A 15,692-nucleotide genomic window follows, 5' to 3' on the forward strand; every position below is an offset into this window, starting at 1 on the left:
CCCCCGCCTCTAATAGGTCCCGTAACAGGTCGAGGCACTGCGGCCCGCATGCGCCGCAGTACCTCGATTCACTCGGCTACGACTCGCCGCGGAGAATGTCCGCCTGCCAGCCGCGTACGCCGCCGATGCGGGCAGCGGGAGTGGAATCGCGATACGGCAGGTATCCAGTCATGTCAGCCTCCTGGATCCGTTCGACTCGCCCGGTTTGGGCGATTACGACGGCAACCGTCCCCCCGCCCGGGATCGATAAACACGGGCGCCACCTCCGGATCTCGATTCTCGCGAAGCGAAGAGCCGTCAATCATGCTCCCGTTAAATCCCCCGAAAGAAACGACGGCAGACGGGAATGCCAGCGGAGATCAATTTCACCCGAAGGCAATTCGCAGCCTTTCGAGATAGATCCCAGGGCTGACGACTAAAGGACACGACCGGATCACCACCACCCGCGTCACGAAGCGCGATCCCCTGTCGAAGCCCCGGGCGGGCAGATGCAAAGCTGTATAGGTCCATCCGCCGGCGGAACGGGGCCATCACCATGGGGGATATCGGTGCGGGGGGCCATCGCGGCGGGACCGAAGACCTCGACCAGGCGGCGGCCACCTTCGAGAGCGTGCGGCCACGCCTGTTCGGAATCGCATACCGGATCCTGAGCAGTGCCACCGAGGCGGAAGACCTGTTACAGGACGTCTGGCTGCGCTGGCAGGCCTACGACCGCAGCACCGTGGCCGATCCGGGGGCGTTCCTGGCGACGGTGACCACGCGCCTCGCCATCAACGCCCTCCAGTCCGCGCGGGTCCGCCGCGAGAGGTACGTCGGCCCGTGGCTTCCCGAACCCGTCGACACCAGTAACGACCCTCACCTCGGCGCCGAGCGAGGCGAAGCCCTCGGCTTCGCGGTCCTGCTCCTGCTGGAGAAGCTCTCGCCCACCGAACGCGCGGCCTACGTGCTGCGGGAAGCGTTCGACTATCCCTATCGGCAGATCGCCGAGATCATCGAGGCGAGTGAGGTCGCGGTGCGGCAACTCGTCAGCAGGGCACGCAAACGCATCGTCTCCGAGCGCCGAGCACCGGTGAAGCGAGCCGACCAGCGCAGGCTGCTCACCGCCTTCGTCGCCGCCGCCCGCTCAGGCGACCTGGCCGCGTTGGAAGAGCTCCTCGCCGCGGACGTCATCAGTTACTCCGACGGCGGCGGCGCCGTACGGGCCTCGCGCATCCCCGTGATCGGCGCGTTCCGGGTCGCGAAGTACATCAGAGCGTTCGCGGACCGGTTCTGGGCCGGGGTCGAGGTGGAATGGGCCGACGTGAACGGGCAGGCGGCCGCTTTGCTGCGCCACGACGGCGAGCTGTTCACCGTCCTCACCGTCAACGCCTCCGACGAGGGCATCGACCAGGTGCTGTGGATGATGAACCCCGCCAAGATCGCCGCACTGTCCGCCGCGAGCTGACCCGGTGACGCCGGCCCTGGGCTATTCCACCGGCGCGCCGAAGACGTAGGTCCCGGGAGCGTTCGGGTCGTCGCCCGCCCAGAACTCCGTCCAGAGGGTGCGGAACTCGTCGCGGGTGAGGTGGCCGTCACCGTCCAGGTCCAGGCGCGGGAAGATCTCGTCGGTCGCCGCCGGCGTCCCGTTCCACGTCTCGACGAGCACGCCGTATTCGGAACGGGAGATGAGGCCGTCCCCGTTGAGGTCGACGGCCTCGAACATCGCGTCGGCGGTGGCGGAGACGGCGTCCGCCCTGTCGCCGAGGCCTTCCACGACGAGGAGCACCTCGTCGAGGGTGACGGCGTTGTCGCCGCCGGGGCCGGAGGCGGCACGGAGCACCGGCCACCAGCCGGTCATGACGGAGGCGAGTCGCTCCGGATCGACGGATCCGGCGACGGCCGTCCAGCGGCGGGCGAGCGCCTGGAAGTCGGCCTCGGTCAGCCGGCCGTCTCGGTCCACGTCCATCGCACGGAAAACTCCGCTGACCTTTTTCCGCTGGAACTCACTGGCCACGTCTGCCTCCGCGGTTCGGGGAGACTCCATGTTGCCAAGGCGTCACTTTTGGTGACCATACACAGTAGGTGACTAATCCGTTACAGCAATGGCGCCCGCGGCCGAAGCCGGCGGGCGCCATGCGTTCCGCGGTCACCGCAGAGGCCGTGGCCTCTCCGGCCGGTACGTCACGGAGTGACGGTCACTTGGACCGCCGGGGCCGTGCCGATCTGGACGTCCAGGACGACCGGCTTGCCGGCGAGGAGAGCGGCGCGGGCCTCGTCACGGAGGTTGAGCTTCAGATCCCTGGTCGTGCCGGGCTGCAGCGTGACCTTCTTGGTGTCGAGAGGGTGGCCGTCGTGGGAGACGTCGACCTGTTCCCGGCACTTGTCCGCACCCGCGCAGACCAGGGTGATCGTCGCCTGGGCGGGGGCGTTCCCCTTCACCTTGACCGTGGCGGTGACGGTGTCGTGGAGCACCCGCATCGCCGGGGTCTCGGGCGCCCGCGGGAGGAGCGAGGCGACGTAGCGTGCCGTGTCGCCCGAGGTGTTCAGCGCGAGGGTCGTCCCGCCCGGCTGGTTCGCGAGCACGGTCAGCGTCGCGTCGCCCTGCTCGTCGAGGGGCACCTCTCCGAGGTAGGCGATGTCGTCCTCGGCCGGAGCCGACGCCGAGGCGCCGGCCTTCAGCAGGAGGACCGACAACTGCTTGGCCCCCGCGACGGTCCCGGCGGACACCGTCACGGTGACGGTGCCGTCGTCGTTCACGACCGCCTCGTGGCGGATGCCTTCGGTCTCGGTGGCTCCGGCCGCCGACGGGACCGCGGTGGTGAACGCGACGGGCCGCGCTGCGGCCTCGACGGTCTCCCCCACGGCCGCGGTCGCCTGAGCCTCGGGTACGGGTGTCTCGGTCGCCTCGGTGGCGGGTGCCGCCGCGCCGCGCAGAACCGGTCGCCCGAGGCCGGCGTCCCACTGCCACACCGACTCGAAGTCGAAGCCGAGCTTGCCGGCCCAGAAGGCCTGTCCGGCCGCCTCGTCCCGGGTCGCGGTGGCGCCGTTGAGCGTGGCCGGGCCGGTCGCGGTCTCGGTCTGGGATTTGGCCTCGACCGTCTCGACCGCCCAGTTGTCGCTCAGCGTGGCGACGTTGTTCGACAGCACCCGGCCCAGGAAGCGGTGCGCCCAGGACGGTGCGGTGACCGTCGGGTTGAGCGCGATCGAGTCGCGGATGGTGGTGCCGGTGTAGCCGTAGCCCGCCACACCGCCGTCGTTGCGGCTGTCCGCGGTGACGGCGCCCGTGGAGAAGACCCGCTCCGTGGTGGAGCCGGCCAGGGCCACGCCGATCACGCCGCCCGCCTCGGTGGTGCGCACGTGCACGTTCGCCGTGGAGTAGGCGTCGCGCACGACGCCCTGCGAGTCGCCGACGAGACCACCCGCGCGCGAGCCCGCGGTCACGGATCCGGAGACCCACACGCGCTCGATGGTGCCGGTGCTGCTGTTGGCCAGGATGCCGGCGCGAGCGGTGGTGGTGTCCACGGTGGCGTCGAGGACCGCGAGATCGTGGACGTGCCCGGAGATCTGGGCGAACAGGCCACCGGTGGTGGAGGTCAGGCCCTTGACGGTGTGGCCGGCGCCGTCCAGTTCGCCGGTGAACGGCCCCGGCAGGCTGGTGAACGGCCTGCCGGTCAGGTCGAGGTCGGCGGCGAGCACGTAGTCGTAGGACGGATGCCGCCCCATCAGGGCCAGGTCCTCGACGCTGTCGACGACGTAGAAGCCGCGCTCGTCCGCCGGCAGCCCGGGCGCCGGGACCGGCTCGAGCGTCTCCGGCGCCATCCGCAGGGTCGGGCGCCTGGCGACGTCGTTCCACTGCCAGACGGCCGCGAAGTCCCAGCCGCGGTCCTCGTAGAAGGCCTGCTTCTGGATCTCCGCGGGCGCGACCACGTTGCCCTTCTGGTTGTCGGCCGCGGGCGGGTCGGTCAGCGACTGCCCGCTGATCGGCACGGACCGGCTGACGTGGTTGTCCTCGAGCGTGGCGGTCTGCCCGGTGTAGACGCGACCGACGATGGCGTGCGCGTAGCTCGACGCGGAGATGTTCGCGTTCAGCGCGACCGTGTGGCGCACCTGGGTGTCGGTGTAGCCGTAGGCGGCCACGCCGCCCGCGGACGCGCTGTTCGCGACGACCGCACCGGTGGCCAGGACGTTCTCGGTGACCGACCCGCCGACGGAGACGCCGACGACGCCCCCGGCGTACTGGGTCGTGGCGTGCACGTCCACCGTGGAAACACTGTCACGGACCGTGCCGAAGTGGTGGCCGGTGATGCCGCCGACGTAGCTGTTCGCGGTCAGCGACCCGTCGGCGCGAACCCGCTGGATCGTGCCGTGGTTGGCGTCGGCGACCAGACCGGCGGTGGAACGGTCGGTGGTGACGTCGCCCTGGACCACCAGGTCCTCGATCGTGCCGTGGTTGTCGGCGAACAGGCCCGGCCCCTGGTCGGCCAGGGCGGCCAGCCCGGAGACGGTGTGCCCGTCGCCGTCGAAGACGCCCGTGAAGGTGGTCGTCCGGCCGATCTGCGCACGGGCGAGCCCGGTCAGGTTCAGGTCGGCGGTCAGCCGGTAGTGACCTGCCGGGTCGTTGTCGACCTTGGCCAGGTCGTCGGGCGAGTCGATCAGATAGGGGGACTGCTCGGTGCCCTCACCGGCCAGGCCCTCGCGCAGGGTCACGGCCGGCTGCAACGGCTTTCCGGACGCCAGGGAGTCCCAGGTGAACAACTTCACCGTCGAGCTCGGCGCCACCGGCAGCGGCGTGTCGAAACGGACGTACTGCTCGCGACCGCGGTGGTCGAGCGTGACGTCGGCGGTGCGCACGTCGATCATCCGCTGCTGCGCGTTGTCGTACGTCGCGGCCATGACGGTGACCTTGTCCAGGCTGCCCGGGGAGGACAGGAGGCCCACGCCCTTCAGCTCACGGTTCTCGATCTCGGCCGAGGAGATCTTCCAGGAGCCGTGCGGCTTGGCGACCGTCACCTCGTCGACCACGCGCCCGTCGATCGTGTACGTCGACAGCCGCAGGCCGGCGTCGGTCACCTTCAGGACGCCGCCCATCTGGACGTTCTCGTCGAAGACCTTGTCGTCCCACCAGAACTTCCGGTTGTCGTAGAACTTGGGGCCGGACGACCCCATGGTCACGAACGTGGTGCCCGCGGCCTCCTCCTCGGGGGTCGTGGCCAGGCGTCCGTCGTAGATCGTGGACCGCTTGTAGACGTGGTCGTGCCCGCCGACGTACAGGTCGACGCCGAGCCGGTCGAGCACGCGCGTGACCTTGTCCCGGTCGATGTCCATGCCGCCGTCGTCGGCGTGCTGGCCGCCGTAGTAGGAGAAGTGCCCGACGACGACGTTCCACGTCGCGTCCGACGCGCGGACGTCGTCGACCAGCCAGCTCAGCTGCTCGTCCAGGCGCGTGTTGGAGTTCAGCACGGAGAAGTGGATGTCACCGCGGTCGAAGGAGTAGTTGCTCTCGCCGATCACGCCGTTGCGCGGCAGCGCGAACATGTTGGTGAAGATCGCGTTCGGCTGCCCGCCGACCGCGTCGTAGTCGGGGTCCTCGTACGTCTCGTGGTTGCCGGCCACGCCCGCGTACTGCAGGTCGAGCGGGGACAGGAAGGAGCCGGCGATCTCGGCCCACTTCTCGCCCCGGCCGCCGCGTTCGACGAGGTCGCCGACCTGGATCACGGTGCCGCCGCCCGGCGTCTCGCTCTTCAGCCGGTCGAGCACCCTTCCCGGCAGTTTGAGGTCGTCGGCGTCGCCGTCGGGCACCTGCACGTCGCCGAGGATGTAGACGGGCTCTCCCTCGGCGCCACCCGCGAGGAACCTGCCGCGTACGCCGGTCCAGGCCGGTCCGTCGGGGGCGGCGGGGGCGCGGCCGTCGCGGGCCACGCCGAACCGGAACCGGTAGGTCGTGCCGACCTTCAGGCCGGTCAGCCGGAACTCGTGCGAGCGCAGCGTCTGCCCGGTGATGGAGTGCTGGTAGACGGGCTCACCGTTGCCGATCGTGTCGACCTCGTACGGACGGTCGTTCGCGGAGGTCAGCACCTCGGCCGTGGACCAGTCGTCAGAACCCTCGGGCAGGACCTGTGCGTAGACCCGCTCGACGTCGCGGTCGGTGGTGACCGCGATGCCGGCGGAGCCGGGCTCCGCGCCCACGGACGCGTTGCCGCCGAAGCGGAAGACCCCCGCCGGGTCCGGCGCCTTCTGGGACACCTGGATCCGGAGCAGCTCCGCGTCGGTGTTGCCGAGGTTGTCGGTCGCCTTCACGACCACGAACGCGTCGTCGTACGAGCGGATCCGGAAGGCGCCGCCGGAGACCGGCACCTCGCCCGCGGAGTCGAACACCTCGTACGTGACCGCCGGCTGGGTGCCGGAGTCGTCGGTGGCCGTCGCCTGCGGCAGCGTGATCGTGTCGCCGTACCGCGCCGTGGCGGGGAAGCCGCCCGGGACGGTGATCCTCGGGGCGTAGTTCGCGCCGCGGGTGGTCTTCCCGATCCAGATCGGGGCGGAGACCAGGAAGTCGCCGTCGGCCTGGTCGGCGCGGACGTAGTAGAAGTCGCCGTCCCGGACGTCCAGCGTGGTCTTCAGCGTCAGGTCGTTGCCGCCGACCTTGCCGAAGTCGTGGGCGACGGCGCCGCCGTTGGTGAGGAGGCGCGCGGAGGTGAAGGAGTCCTTGGCGTCCGGGTCGGTGAGGCGGAGCTCGACGTCCAGGGTGGCGGTGTCGCCCGGCAGGATCGAGCCCATGAGCGCACCGTTGCCGCCGAACGCGAGGACCGCGTTGGTGTCGGCCGTCGAGTAGAGGCTGCGGTCGCGCATCGCCGCGTACAGGGCGTCCAGGGAGTGCCCCTTGGCCCACACGCCGGTGATCGACGGGTTCCCGGACACCCAGGTCGCGGAGTGCTCGTCGCCGTTCCACGTCGGGGCCAGGTGCCAGCCGGCGTCCAGCGCCTTCTGGAACTCGCCCACCGCGTCGGCGGACTTGACCTCGATGAGGTCCATCCGGTCGTCGGCGACCGGGTCGAGGCCCTTGAAGCCGAAGAAGTCGCCCTTGTCCTTCGTGGACGGGTGGTTGAACTGGCCGATCGCGTCCGGGTCCTGCTTCAGGCGGGCCAGGAACGTGAAGTAGTCGTACTTCATGTCGCCGGTGCCGAACACGTTGCCGTACCCGTCGACGCTGCCCTTCTCGGTCGCCCGCGCCGTCACGTGCCAGTCGGTGTCGAACACGTTGATGTGGCCGGTGCCGTCGTACCAGGTGTTCTCGATCGCCGGGACCGCGACCAGGTCTTTCTGACCGGCGTTGAATTGTGCGGCGCTCTCGTGCAGGTAGCGCCACTCGGCGGAGTCGGCGTCCCGCCAGTCGTCGACGAAGTCGTCGCCGTTGCGGATGTCCCACATGACGTCGTGCTCGGTCACCGCGAAGAAGTCGGCGCCGGTCTCGTCATGGACATGTTCGTAGGCGTCCGGCGGCAGTTCGGCGCCGTCGCTCACGGAGGTGTGCGCGTGGAACTCGCCGGTGTACAGGGATTTGCCGAGGTAGGTCGGGCGATCCTCGCCGGCCGCCGCGGCCGGGGAGGCCGGTGCGGAGACCAGTGCGCCGGCTGCGAGCGCGATCGCCGAGATCGCACCGGGCCAGATGAGTGTTCGTGGTGCGCTGCTGCGCGTCATGTCTCTGCCGTTTCACGTGGTTCTAGCGTGCCGATCACAGAAATCACGGCAGGTGAAACGATCAGCGTCGCTCGCGTGTAGCGAAGGTGAAGCGGCAAAGAAACCTGACAATTCTCACATTTCGGATGCCCAGGACAAAGCGCTGAGCGCCGGACAGTCTCGTCACGGTCTCACCGGTCCAGCAGCCTGCTCGGCTGTGGAAACCGACGCGCCAGGCACTTCTGCGCAGGTTTTCCACATACCGCACATAACATCCTTCTCTTGGATAAATACGCAGAGTGCCTATTCATATACGAGGAGTTGTGATGGCATAGTGCCCGATCCGCCTAGCTCTGTGCCAGGCGCGCTAGGTGGACCCTGGCCGAGACAGCAAGCCGACCGGCGAAGCGCCGAGTCGTGGTGGACCTGAGCAGGAAGGGCGACATGAGCGCGGACGACCCGACAGCGGAGCAGGCATGGCCGGAGCACGCGGCGGCGGTGGTGGGCGTGGGCTGCCGCCTGCCCGGTGGGATCGTGAACCTGGACGGGCTGTGGCAGGCGTTGCGGCAGGGCGCCGATCTGGTCGGCCAGATCCCGCCGAGCAGGTTCGAGGCCGATCGGTTCGTCGACGACACCATGCCGAGGCCGAACAGGAGTTACACCCGGGCCGGGGGCTTCCTCGACGAGGACATCACCGCCTTCGACGCCGCCTACTTCGGCATCTCCCCCAAAGAGGCCGCCTCGATGGACCCGCAGCAGCGGTTACTCCTGGAGATGGCGGTCGAGGCCCTGGACGACGCGGGCATCGATCCGGCGGTGCTGGCAGGCACGGATACCGGTGTGTTCATCGGCATCTCGGATCCCGCCTACGGCACGATGCAGGCGTTCGAGCCGGGCGCCATGGGCCCGTACTCGATGTCGGGGGGAACCCTGTCCATCGCGGCCAACCGGCTGTCGCACTTCTTCGACCTGCGCGGTCCGAGCATGAGCATCGACACCGCGTGCTCCTCGTCGTTGACGGCCGTGGAGCGGGCCTGGCGGTCCCTCGCGGAGGGATCCAGCCGGGTGGTGCTGGCCGGCGGGGTCAACCTGCTGCTCAGCCCCGGCCCCTTCATCGGTTTCAGCCAGGCGTCGATGTTGTCGCCGACCGGCCGATGCCGGGCGTTCTCCGCCGACGCCGACGGGTTCGTACGCGCGGAGGGCGGCGGCGTGGTGGTGCTCAAGCGCCTGGCCGACGCGATCGCCGACGGGGACCGCATCCACGGCGTCATCGTCGGCGCCGCCGCCAACAACGACGGCCACACCATGGGGCTGGCGTTGCCGAACGCCGAAGCGCAGGAGGCCCTGTTACGGCAGGTGTACACCACGGCGGGCATCAGCCCCGACGAGATCGTGTACGTGGAGGCGCACGGCACCGGCACCCAGGCCGGCGATCCGGCCGAATGCCAGGCGCTGGGGCGGGCGCTGGGCCGCCGGCGCACGCGCGGAGTCCTGCCCATCGGCTCGGTGAAGTCCAACCTGGGGCACCTGGAGCCCGCCTCCGGCATGCCGGGGCTGTTCAAGGCCCTGCTGGTGCTCCGGCACCGGATGATCCCGCCCTCGTTGCACGCCACCACGCTCAACCCCCGTATCGACTTCGACGCCCTGGGGCTGAGCGTCACCGTCGAGCCGCGACCGCTGGGCGAAGCAGGCGAGCGGCCCGTGGCCGGAGTCAACTCCTTCGGGTTCGGAGGCGCCAACGCCCACGTGGCGCTGGCCGCACCGCCCGTGCCGCCACCATCCGCCCCCAGGGCGGCGGGGAACGAACCGGCGGCACCCTCCGCAGGAGCGCTGCCCGTCGTCGTGTCCGCGCGGAGCCGGTCCGCGCTGCGGGAGGCCGTGGAACGGACCGCCGCGCACCTGACGTCACTCGGTGAACGGGATTTCTACGATGTGGCCTACACCGCGACCCGACGGCGCGGCGGCCACCGGCATCGCGCCGTGGTGCTGGCCGACACCGCCGCGGCGGCGGCGCGGGCGCTGGCGAGTCTGGCGGACGTCCCGGATCCGACCGGTCCCGCCGGTGAGTCCGGGCTCGGAGCCGGGGACGCGGTGGTGGCGGAGTCGGAGACGGTGGAGCACGGGCGGGTGGCGTTCGTGTTCTCCGGCAACGGTTCCCAGTGGGCCGGAATGGGCGCCGATCTGCTGTCCGACGAGACCTTCCGCACGGCCGTGGAAGCGGTCGACGACGAACTGTCCGATCTGCTCGGCTGGTCGGTGCTCAAGGAACTGTCCCTGCCTGCCGGCCAGTCACGGCTGTCGGCGACCGAAGTGGCGCAGCCGTTGCTGTTCGCCGTCCAGGTCGGCCTGGTGGAGATGCTCAAGGCGGCGGGCGTACGGCCGGGAGCGGTGCTCGGCCACAGCGTGGGCGAGGTCGCCGCCGCCTACACCGCCGGCGCCCTGTCACTGAGCCAGGCGGCACAGGTGATCTCCGCGCGCGGCATGGCGCAGTCGGTCACGCGGGGGCGGGGCCGGATGGCCGCGCTCGGGCTGCCCGAGACCGCGGCCAGGCAGATCCTGGCCGGTTACCCGCAACTGGAGGTCGCGGCGGTCAACTCCGACCGCGACGTCACGATCGCCGGACCGGACGGGTCGCTGAAGTCACTGGGTGAGGACCTCTCCTCGCGCGAGATCTTCTTCCGTGAGCTGGACCTGGACTACGCCTTCCACAGCGGCGCCATGGATCCGGTGCGGCAGCCCCTGGCCGAGGGACTCGCCGGGCTGCGGCCCTGCCCGGCGCATGTCCCCCTGGTGTCCACGGTGACAGGCGGCCTGGTCCGGGGGACGGAGCTGGACGCGGCGTACTGGTGGCGGAACGTCCGAGAGCCGGTGCGGTTCGCAGCGGCGGTCGAGCGGGTGCTCGGCGACGGCTTCGACGTGCTGCTGGAGATCGGCCCGCATCCGGTGCTGCGCTCGTACCTGCGCCGCATAAGCGGCACCGCGCGGGTACGCGCGGCCGTCGCGGCCACCTTGCGCCGGGACGAGCCAGGCCCGGTGCGCGTCCGCCGCGCGGTCGCCGAACTCGTCGCGGCCGGTGCGCGGCTCGCCTGGGATCGGTACTTTCCCCACCCCGGCGCGGTGCGATCGCTGCCGGCCTACCCCTGGCAGCGCGAACGGCACTGGATCGGAGGCCCGCACACCTGGGTGCAGACCAACGTCGACACGACGATCCGGCATCCGCTGCTGGGACAGCGGATGCCGGTGCTGGACCCCACCTGGCAGGGGGAGATCGACCGGGTACGGGTGCCCTGGGTGGCCGACCACCGGGCCGGCGGTGCCGCCGTCATGCCGGCCACCGGCTACGTGGAGATGGCCATCGCCGCCGCCCGGCTGGCCATACCGGACGCCGCCGAGGCGGTGGAGGTGGACAGGGTCGACATCAGCCGGGCCATGGTGGTGCCGTCACAGGCCGCCGCCGATCCGGTATACGTGCAGACGTCGCTCTGCGCCGAGACCGGGGTGGTCACCGTGGCCAGCGCCGGCCGACAGGCGGAACAGCCCCGTGAGCACTTCCGGGCCCGGGTACGGCCGCTGCTGCGCCGGATCCCGCCGCCGCTGGACGTGGCCGCGCTGCGCGCTCGCATCGGCACGCGCGTGGACGTGCCCGGCTACTATGCGCGGGCCGCCGAAGGACACATGGTGTGGGGGCCGGAGTTCCAGGTCCTGACCGAGCTGTGGATGGGCGAGCGGGAGGTGCTGGGCGGCTACTCGTGCCCCGAGCAGGGGCAGGGGCGCTACCAGATGCACCCGGTGGTGCTGGACAGCGCGCTGCAGGCCGGCGTGCTGTGGCTGGTGGAGTCGCTGCGATCGGGCCGCGGCTACATGCCCGCCGCGATCGGCTCCGTCCGCCTGTGGGGAACGCCCGCGGCACAGGGGCTCGTGCACGTACGGGAACGTTCCAGCAGTGCCGAGGAGGTCTGCTGGGACATCGTGGTCGCCGACGACGACGGCCGGATCGCCGCCGAAGTGGAGGGCTGCCGGCTACGCCGGATGCCCGGCGTCCACATCACCCCGGTCACCCGTTACGAGACGGCGCTGCGGGCCGCGCCCCGCGTCGGCACGCCCGCCGAGCCGTGGCCGGCCCCCCGCCCCGGGCAGATCCTGTCCGGCGCGGCCGAGCAGATCGACCGGCTGCGCTCGGCGTGGCACGAGCTGGACTACCCGCGGTACGCGGCGCGGCTCGAAGAGGTCTTCGCCCACACGCTGGCCGGCGCGCTCGGTGAGCTGACCGCCGAGCGGTCGATCGGCGTCGAGGAACTGATCGAGGCGTTCCCGGGGGCGCACCACCGGCGGATGCTCCATGCGGCCCTGCCGCTGCTGGAACAGCACGGACTGCTGGAGCGGCCGGTCGAGGGCGGCCTTCGCCTGATGCCGACGGGTACGGACCCGCACGACCTCCACCGTGACCTCCTCACCCGGGGAGCCGCCTTCGCCGCCCAGAGCGCCCTGTCCATACGCGTCGGCCGGTGCCTGCCCGAACTGCTCGCAGGCCGGCGTGCCGGCTCCGACGTCCTGGTCTCCGGCGGCGGCCATGAGCTGATGGAGCAGTTTCACGACGTCGGACCGGTCAACCTGTTCACCAACCGGATCGCCCGGGCGCTCGTCGAGCAGATCGTCCGGCGATGGCCGGCCGACCGGCCGCTGCGCGTCCTGGAAGCCGGTGCGGGAACGGGCGGCACCAGCGCCATGCTGTTGCCCGTCCTGCCCGCCGACCGCACCCGCTACCTGGTCACCGACCTCGCCGAAGCGGCGTTGACCCGGCTGCGGCAGCGCTTCGCCGGCTTCGACTTCGTCGATTACGCCGTGCTCGACCTGGACACCGACCCGGTGGAGCAGGGACTGACCGCGGGCGGATTCGATCTCGTGATCGCGGCGAACAGCCTGCACCTGGCCCGTGACCTGCCCGCCGCGCTGCACCACCTGTCCACCCTCCTGGTTCCCGGCGGCCAGTTGCTCATCACCGAACCGCACCGGGTGGGGACCCTGCTGCCGTTCCTCGGCATGCAGGAGGAGTTCTGGGACTTCACCGACCGGCACCTGCGCCCCCGCTCGCCGCTGCTGTCCCGGGAAGAATGGCCGAAGGCGCTGGGAGAGGCCGGCTGTACCGAGGTCGTCCAGACCGGCGACGACGAACTCGCGGCCGGCGACTTCTCGGTGATGCTGGCCACCGCTCCTGCCGCCGCCGGGGGCGCTCCGGCCACCGCGCACCCCGTACCGGACGCCGCCGGCACGTGGATCCTCGCCGGTGAGGACGGCACCGACGCTCTGACCGCCGAGCTGCGGGCTCTGCTGCGAACCCGTGGCGGCGACGTGCTCCACTCGCCGCTCAGCGACGATCCCGACCACTGGACCGATCACTTCCCGCCCACCGCCCAGACGGTCACGATCGCGGTCGTCCTTGGCGGAGCGGACGACAGCGAGCTGCGCGGAGCCGACGACACCGATCCGAAGACGACCGTCGAGCAGATCACCCGGCGGGCCGCGGCGCTTCGGGCCGTCGCACTGGCGTGCGAGCAACTGCCCGAGCACGTCGCGACCACGGTGTGGCTGGTGGCCCGCCCCTGCGCCGCGCTGCCGGAGCCCCGCCTCACCGACGTCCGGCTCCACCCGGAGGACGCGGCGACCTGGGGGACGATGCGCTCGCTGAGCAACGAGCAGCCGCGGCTCGCGATACGCAGGCTCTGCCTGCACCCCACCGGTGACGCCGCACAGGACGCCGCTCGCCTGGCGGCGGAGCTGCTCGCCCCTGACGAGGAGGACGAGATCCTGCTCACCCGTCGAGGGCGTTTCGTGCCGCGGCTGCTGGAGTCAGGCGAGCACGCCCGCAGCCTGCCCGTCGGCTCGGGCGGCGCCTACCGGCTCAAGGTGTGCGATCCGGGGCTGTCTTACACCCTGACCTGGGAGGAGATCCCGATGCCGCAGCCCGGGCCTGACGAGGTCGTGGTCGAGGTGCGGGCGATCGGGCTGAACTACCGCGACGTGATGCGCGCGGTGAACCTGCTGCCCACCGAGGCCGTCGAAGCGGTCTTCGGCGGGCACGAACTGGGCCTGGAGTGCGCCGGGATCGTCACCGCCGTCGGCGCCGCCGTCACCGGGACGCGGCCCGGTGACCGGGTGATGGCCGCGGGACCCGTTGGATTCGCCAGTTACGCGAGGGTCAAGGCATGGGCGGCCGTCACCCTTCCCGAGGGGATGACCTTCACCGAAGCCGCCACCATGCCGATGGCGTTTGCCACCGCGCATCATTCGCTGGGGTACTGCGCACGGGTCAAGGCGGGTGAGACGATCCTGGTCCACGGTGGCGCCGGTGGAGTCGGCCTGGCCGCGCTGCAGTACGCCCGGCACCACGGAGCCCGCGTGATCGCGACCGCCGGCACTTCCGCCAAACGCGACCTGCTGCTCGCGATGGGAGCCGACCACGTCCTGGACTCGCGCAGCCTGCGTTTCGCCGAGCAGGTCAAGGAACTGACCGGGGGCCAGGGAGTGGACATCGTGCTCAACTCGCTGGCCGGTGACGCCGTCAACCGGGGCGTGGAATGCCTGCGGCACGGCGGCCGGTTCATCGAGCTCGGCAAACGGGACATCTACCAGAACAGGTCCCTGCTGCTGCGCCCGTTCTCCGACAACATCGCGTTCTACGGCGTGGACGTGGGCACTCTCATGTGGAAGGCGCCCGAGTTGATGGCCGACAGCACGGCGCAGGCCGCCCCCCTCTACCGCTCCGGGCGGTTCCGGCCGCTGCCGCACACGGTGTATCCGGCCGCCCGCGTCGCCGACGCCTTCGCCATGATGCGCCATTCCCGGCACATCGGAAAAGTCGTTGTGTCCTTCGACCCACGCGACGAACCGGTCACCGTTCAGCCCCAGCAGACGGCGCCGCGCCTGGAACCGGAGGGGACCTACCTGGTCACGGGCGGCCTGGGCGGGTTCGGCGCGGCGACGGCTCGCCGCCTCGCCCAGCGGGGTGCCCGCCACCTGGCCCTGGTCGGTCGCAGGGGCGCCGAGGCACCCGAAGCTCCCGCTCTGCTGGAGGAACTGGAGAGATCGGGGGTGGAGGTCCGCGCGTACGCGGCCGACGTGGCCGACCGCGACGCCATGCGGCGGATCCTGCACGACCTGGACGCCGGCGGCCACCCGCTGCGCGGCGTCGTACACGCGGCCATGCACCTCGACGACGGCCCGCTTGCCGACCTCGGCGACGACCGGATCCGCGCCGTCCTGCACCCCAAGGTCGCCGGCGCGACGGTGCTGGACGAACTGACCCGGGATCGTCCCCTCGACCTGTTCGTCATGTACTCCTCCCTCACCACCATCGGCAACATCGGTCAGACGTCGTATGTCGCCGCGAACCTGTTCCTGGAGGCGCTGGCCCGGCAGCGGAGACGGCGGGGCCTGCCCGGACTGACGGCCTGCCTGGGCGCGCTCGCGGAAACCGGGGTGCTGACCCGAGGCAGGCAGGGAGAGGCACTGGCCAAGGCCGGGATCCCGCCGATGTCTCCCGCCCGGGCGCTGGACGCCGTGGAGGACATGCTCGGCGAGCACGCCGACGTCGCCATGGTGGGCCGCTGCGACTGGGGCCGGTTGCGGCAGGTCCTGCCCAGCCTGCAGCGCCCGTGGCTGTCCCCGGTGCTGCCGCCCGGTACGGAGCAGCAGGGGCCCGACCTGCTGTCGCTGCTGGCGGAGATGAGCTACGAGCAGCAGTACGCGTACATCACCGAGCACATCACCCGGTTGTTGTCCACCGTCCTGCTCATCCCGGCCGACCAGATCGCCGAAGACCGGCGGCTGGACGAGTACGGACTGGACTCCCTGATGGCCACCGAACTGCTGACCTCCATCCGCGGCCAGTTCGGCATCGACATCCCGCCCATGGAACTGATGCGCGGCGGCGGCACCGTCACCGACATCGCTCACAGCATGCTCATCCGCCTCGGGCTGCGCGGCGAACGGCAGCCCGCCGGTGTGAGCCGACAGAAGTGAGGACTGCATTGACCCACCCG

4 protein-coding genes are annotated in these 15,692 nt (G+C 71.0%); 2 read left to right on the forward strand and 2 right to left on the reverse strand.

The window, feature by feature from the left end; translation table 11 throughout:
• Positions 1-535: 535 nt before the first annotated feature.
• Positions 536-1,444, forward strand: coding sequence for an RNA polymerase sigma-70 factor (locus HHX35_RS21190; RefSeq protein ID WP_182900488.1), 909 nt, complete (start codon positions 536-538; stop codon positions 1,442-1,444).
• Between the two features lie 21 nt (positions 1,445-1,465).
• Here the strand turns inward: HHX35_RS21190 and HHX35_RS21195 are convergent, their stop codons facing one another.
• Positions 1,466-2,023 carry an EF-hand domain-containing protein gene (locus HHX35_RS21195; RefSeq protein WP_220505704.1) on the reverse strand — a complete coding sequence of 186 codons (558 nt, stop codon included), beginning with the start codon at positions 2,021-2,023 and terminating at the stop codon, positions 1,466-1,468.
• Positions 2,024-2,160: 137 nt separating this feature from the next.
• Positions 2,161-7,674 (reverse strand): metallophosphoesterase, encoded by a 5,514-nt coding sequence (locus HHX35_RS21200; protein WP_182900490.1) that lies wholly within the window; start codon positions 7,672-7,674, stop codon positions 2,161-2,163.
• 423 nt (positions 7,675-8,097) lie between these two features.
• On the opposite strand from HHX35_RS21200, the gene HHX35_RS21205 reads away from it, so the two are divergent.
• Positions 8,098-15,672, forward strand: a complete 7,575-nt coding sequence (locus tag HHX35_RS21205) for a type I polyketide synthase (protein WP_182900491.1) — start codon at positions 8,098-8,100, stop codon at positions 15,670-15,672.
• Positions 15,673-15,692: the final 20 nt, after the last annotated feature.

Origin of the sequence: Microbispora sp. H10830, from assembly GCF_014161375.1 — a bacterium.
GTDB lineage: Bacteria > Actinomycetota > Actinomycetes > Streptosporangiales > Streptosporangiaceae > Microbispora > Microbispora catharanthi.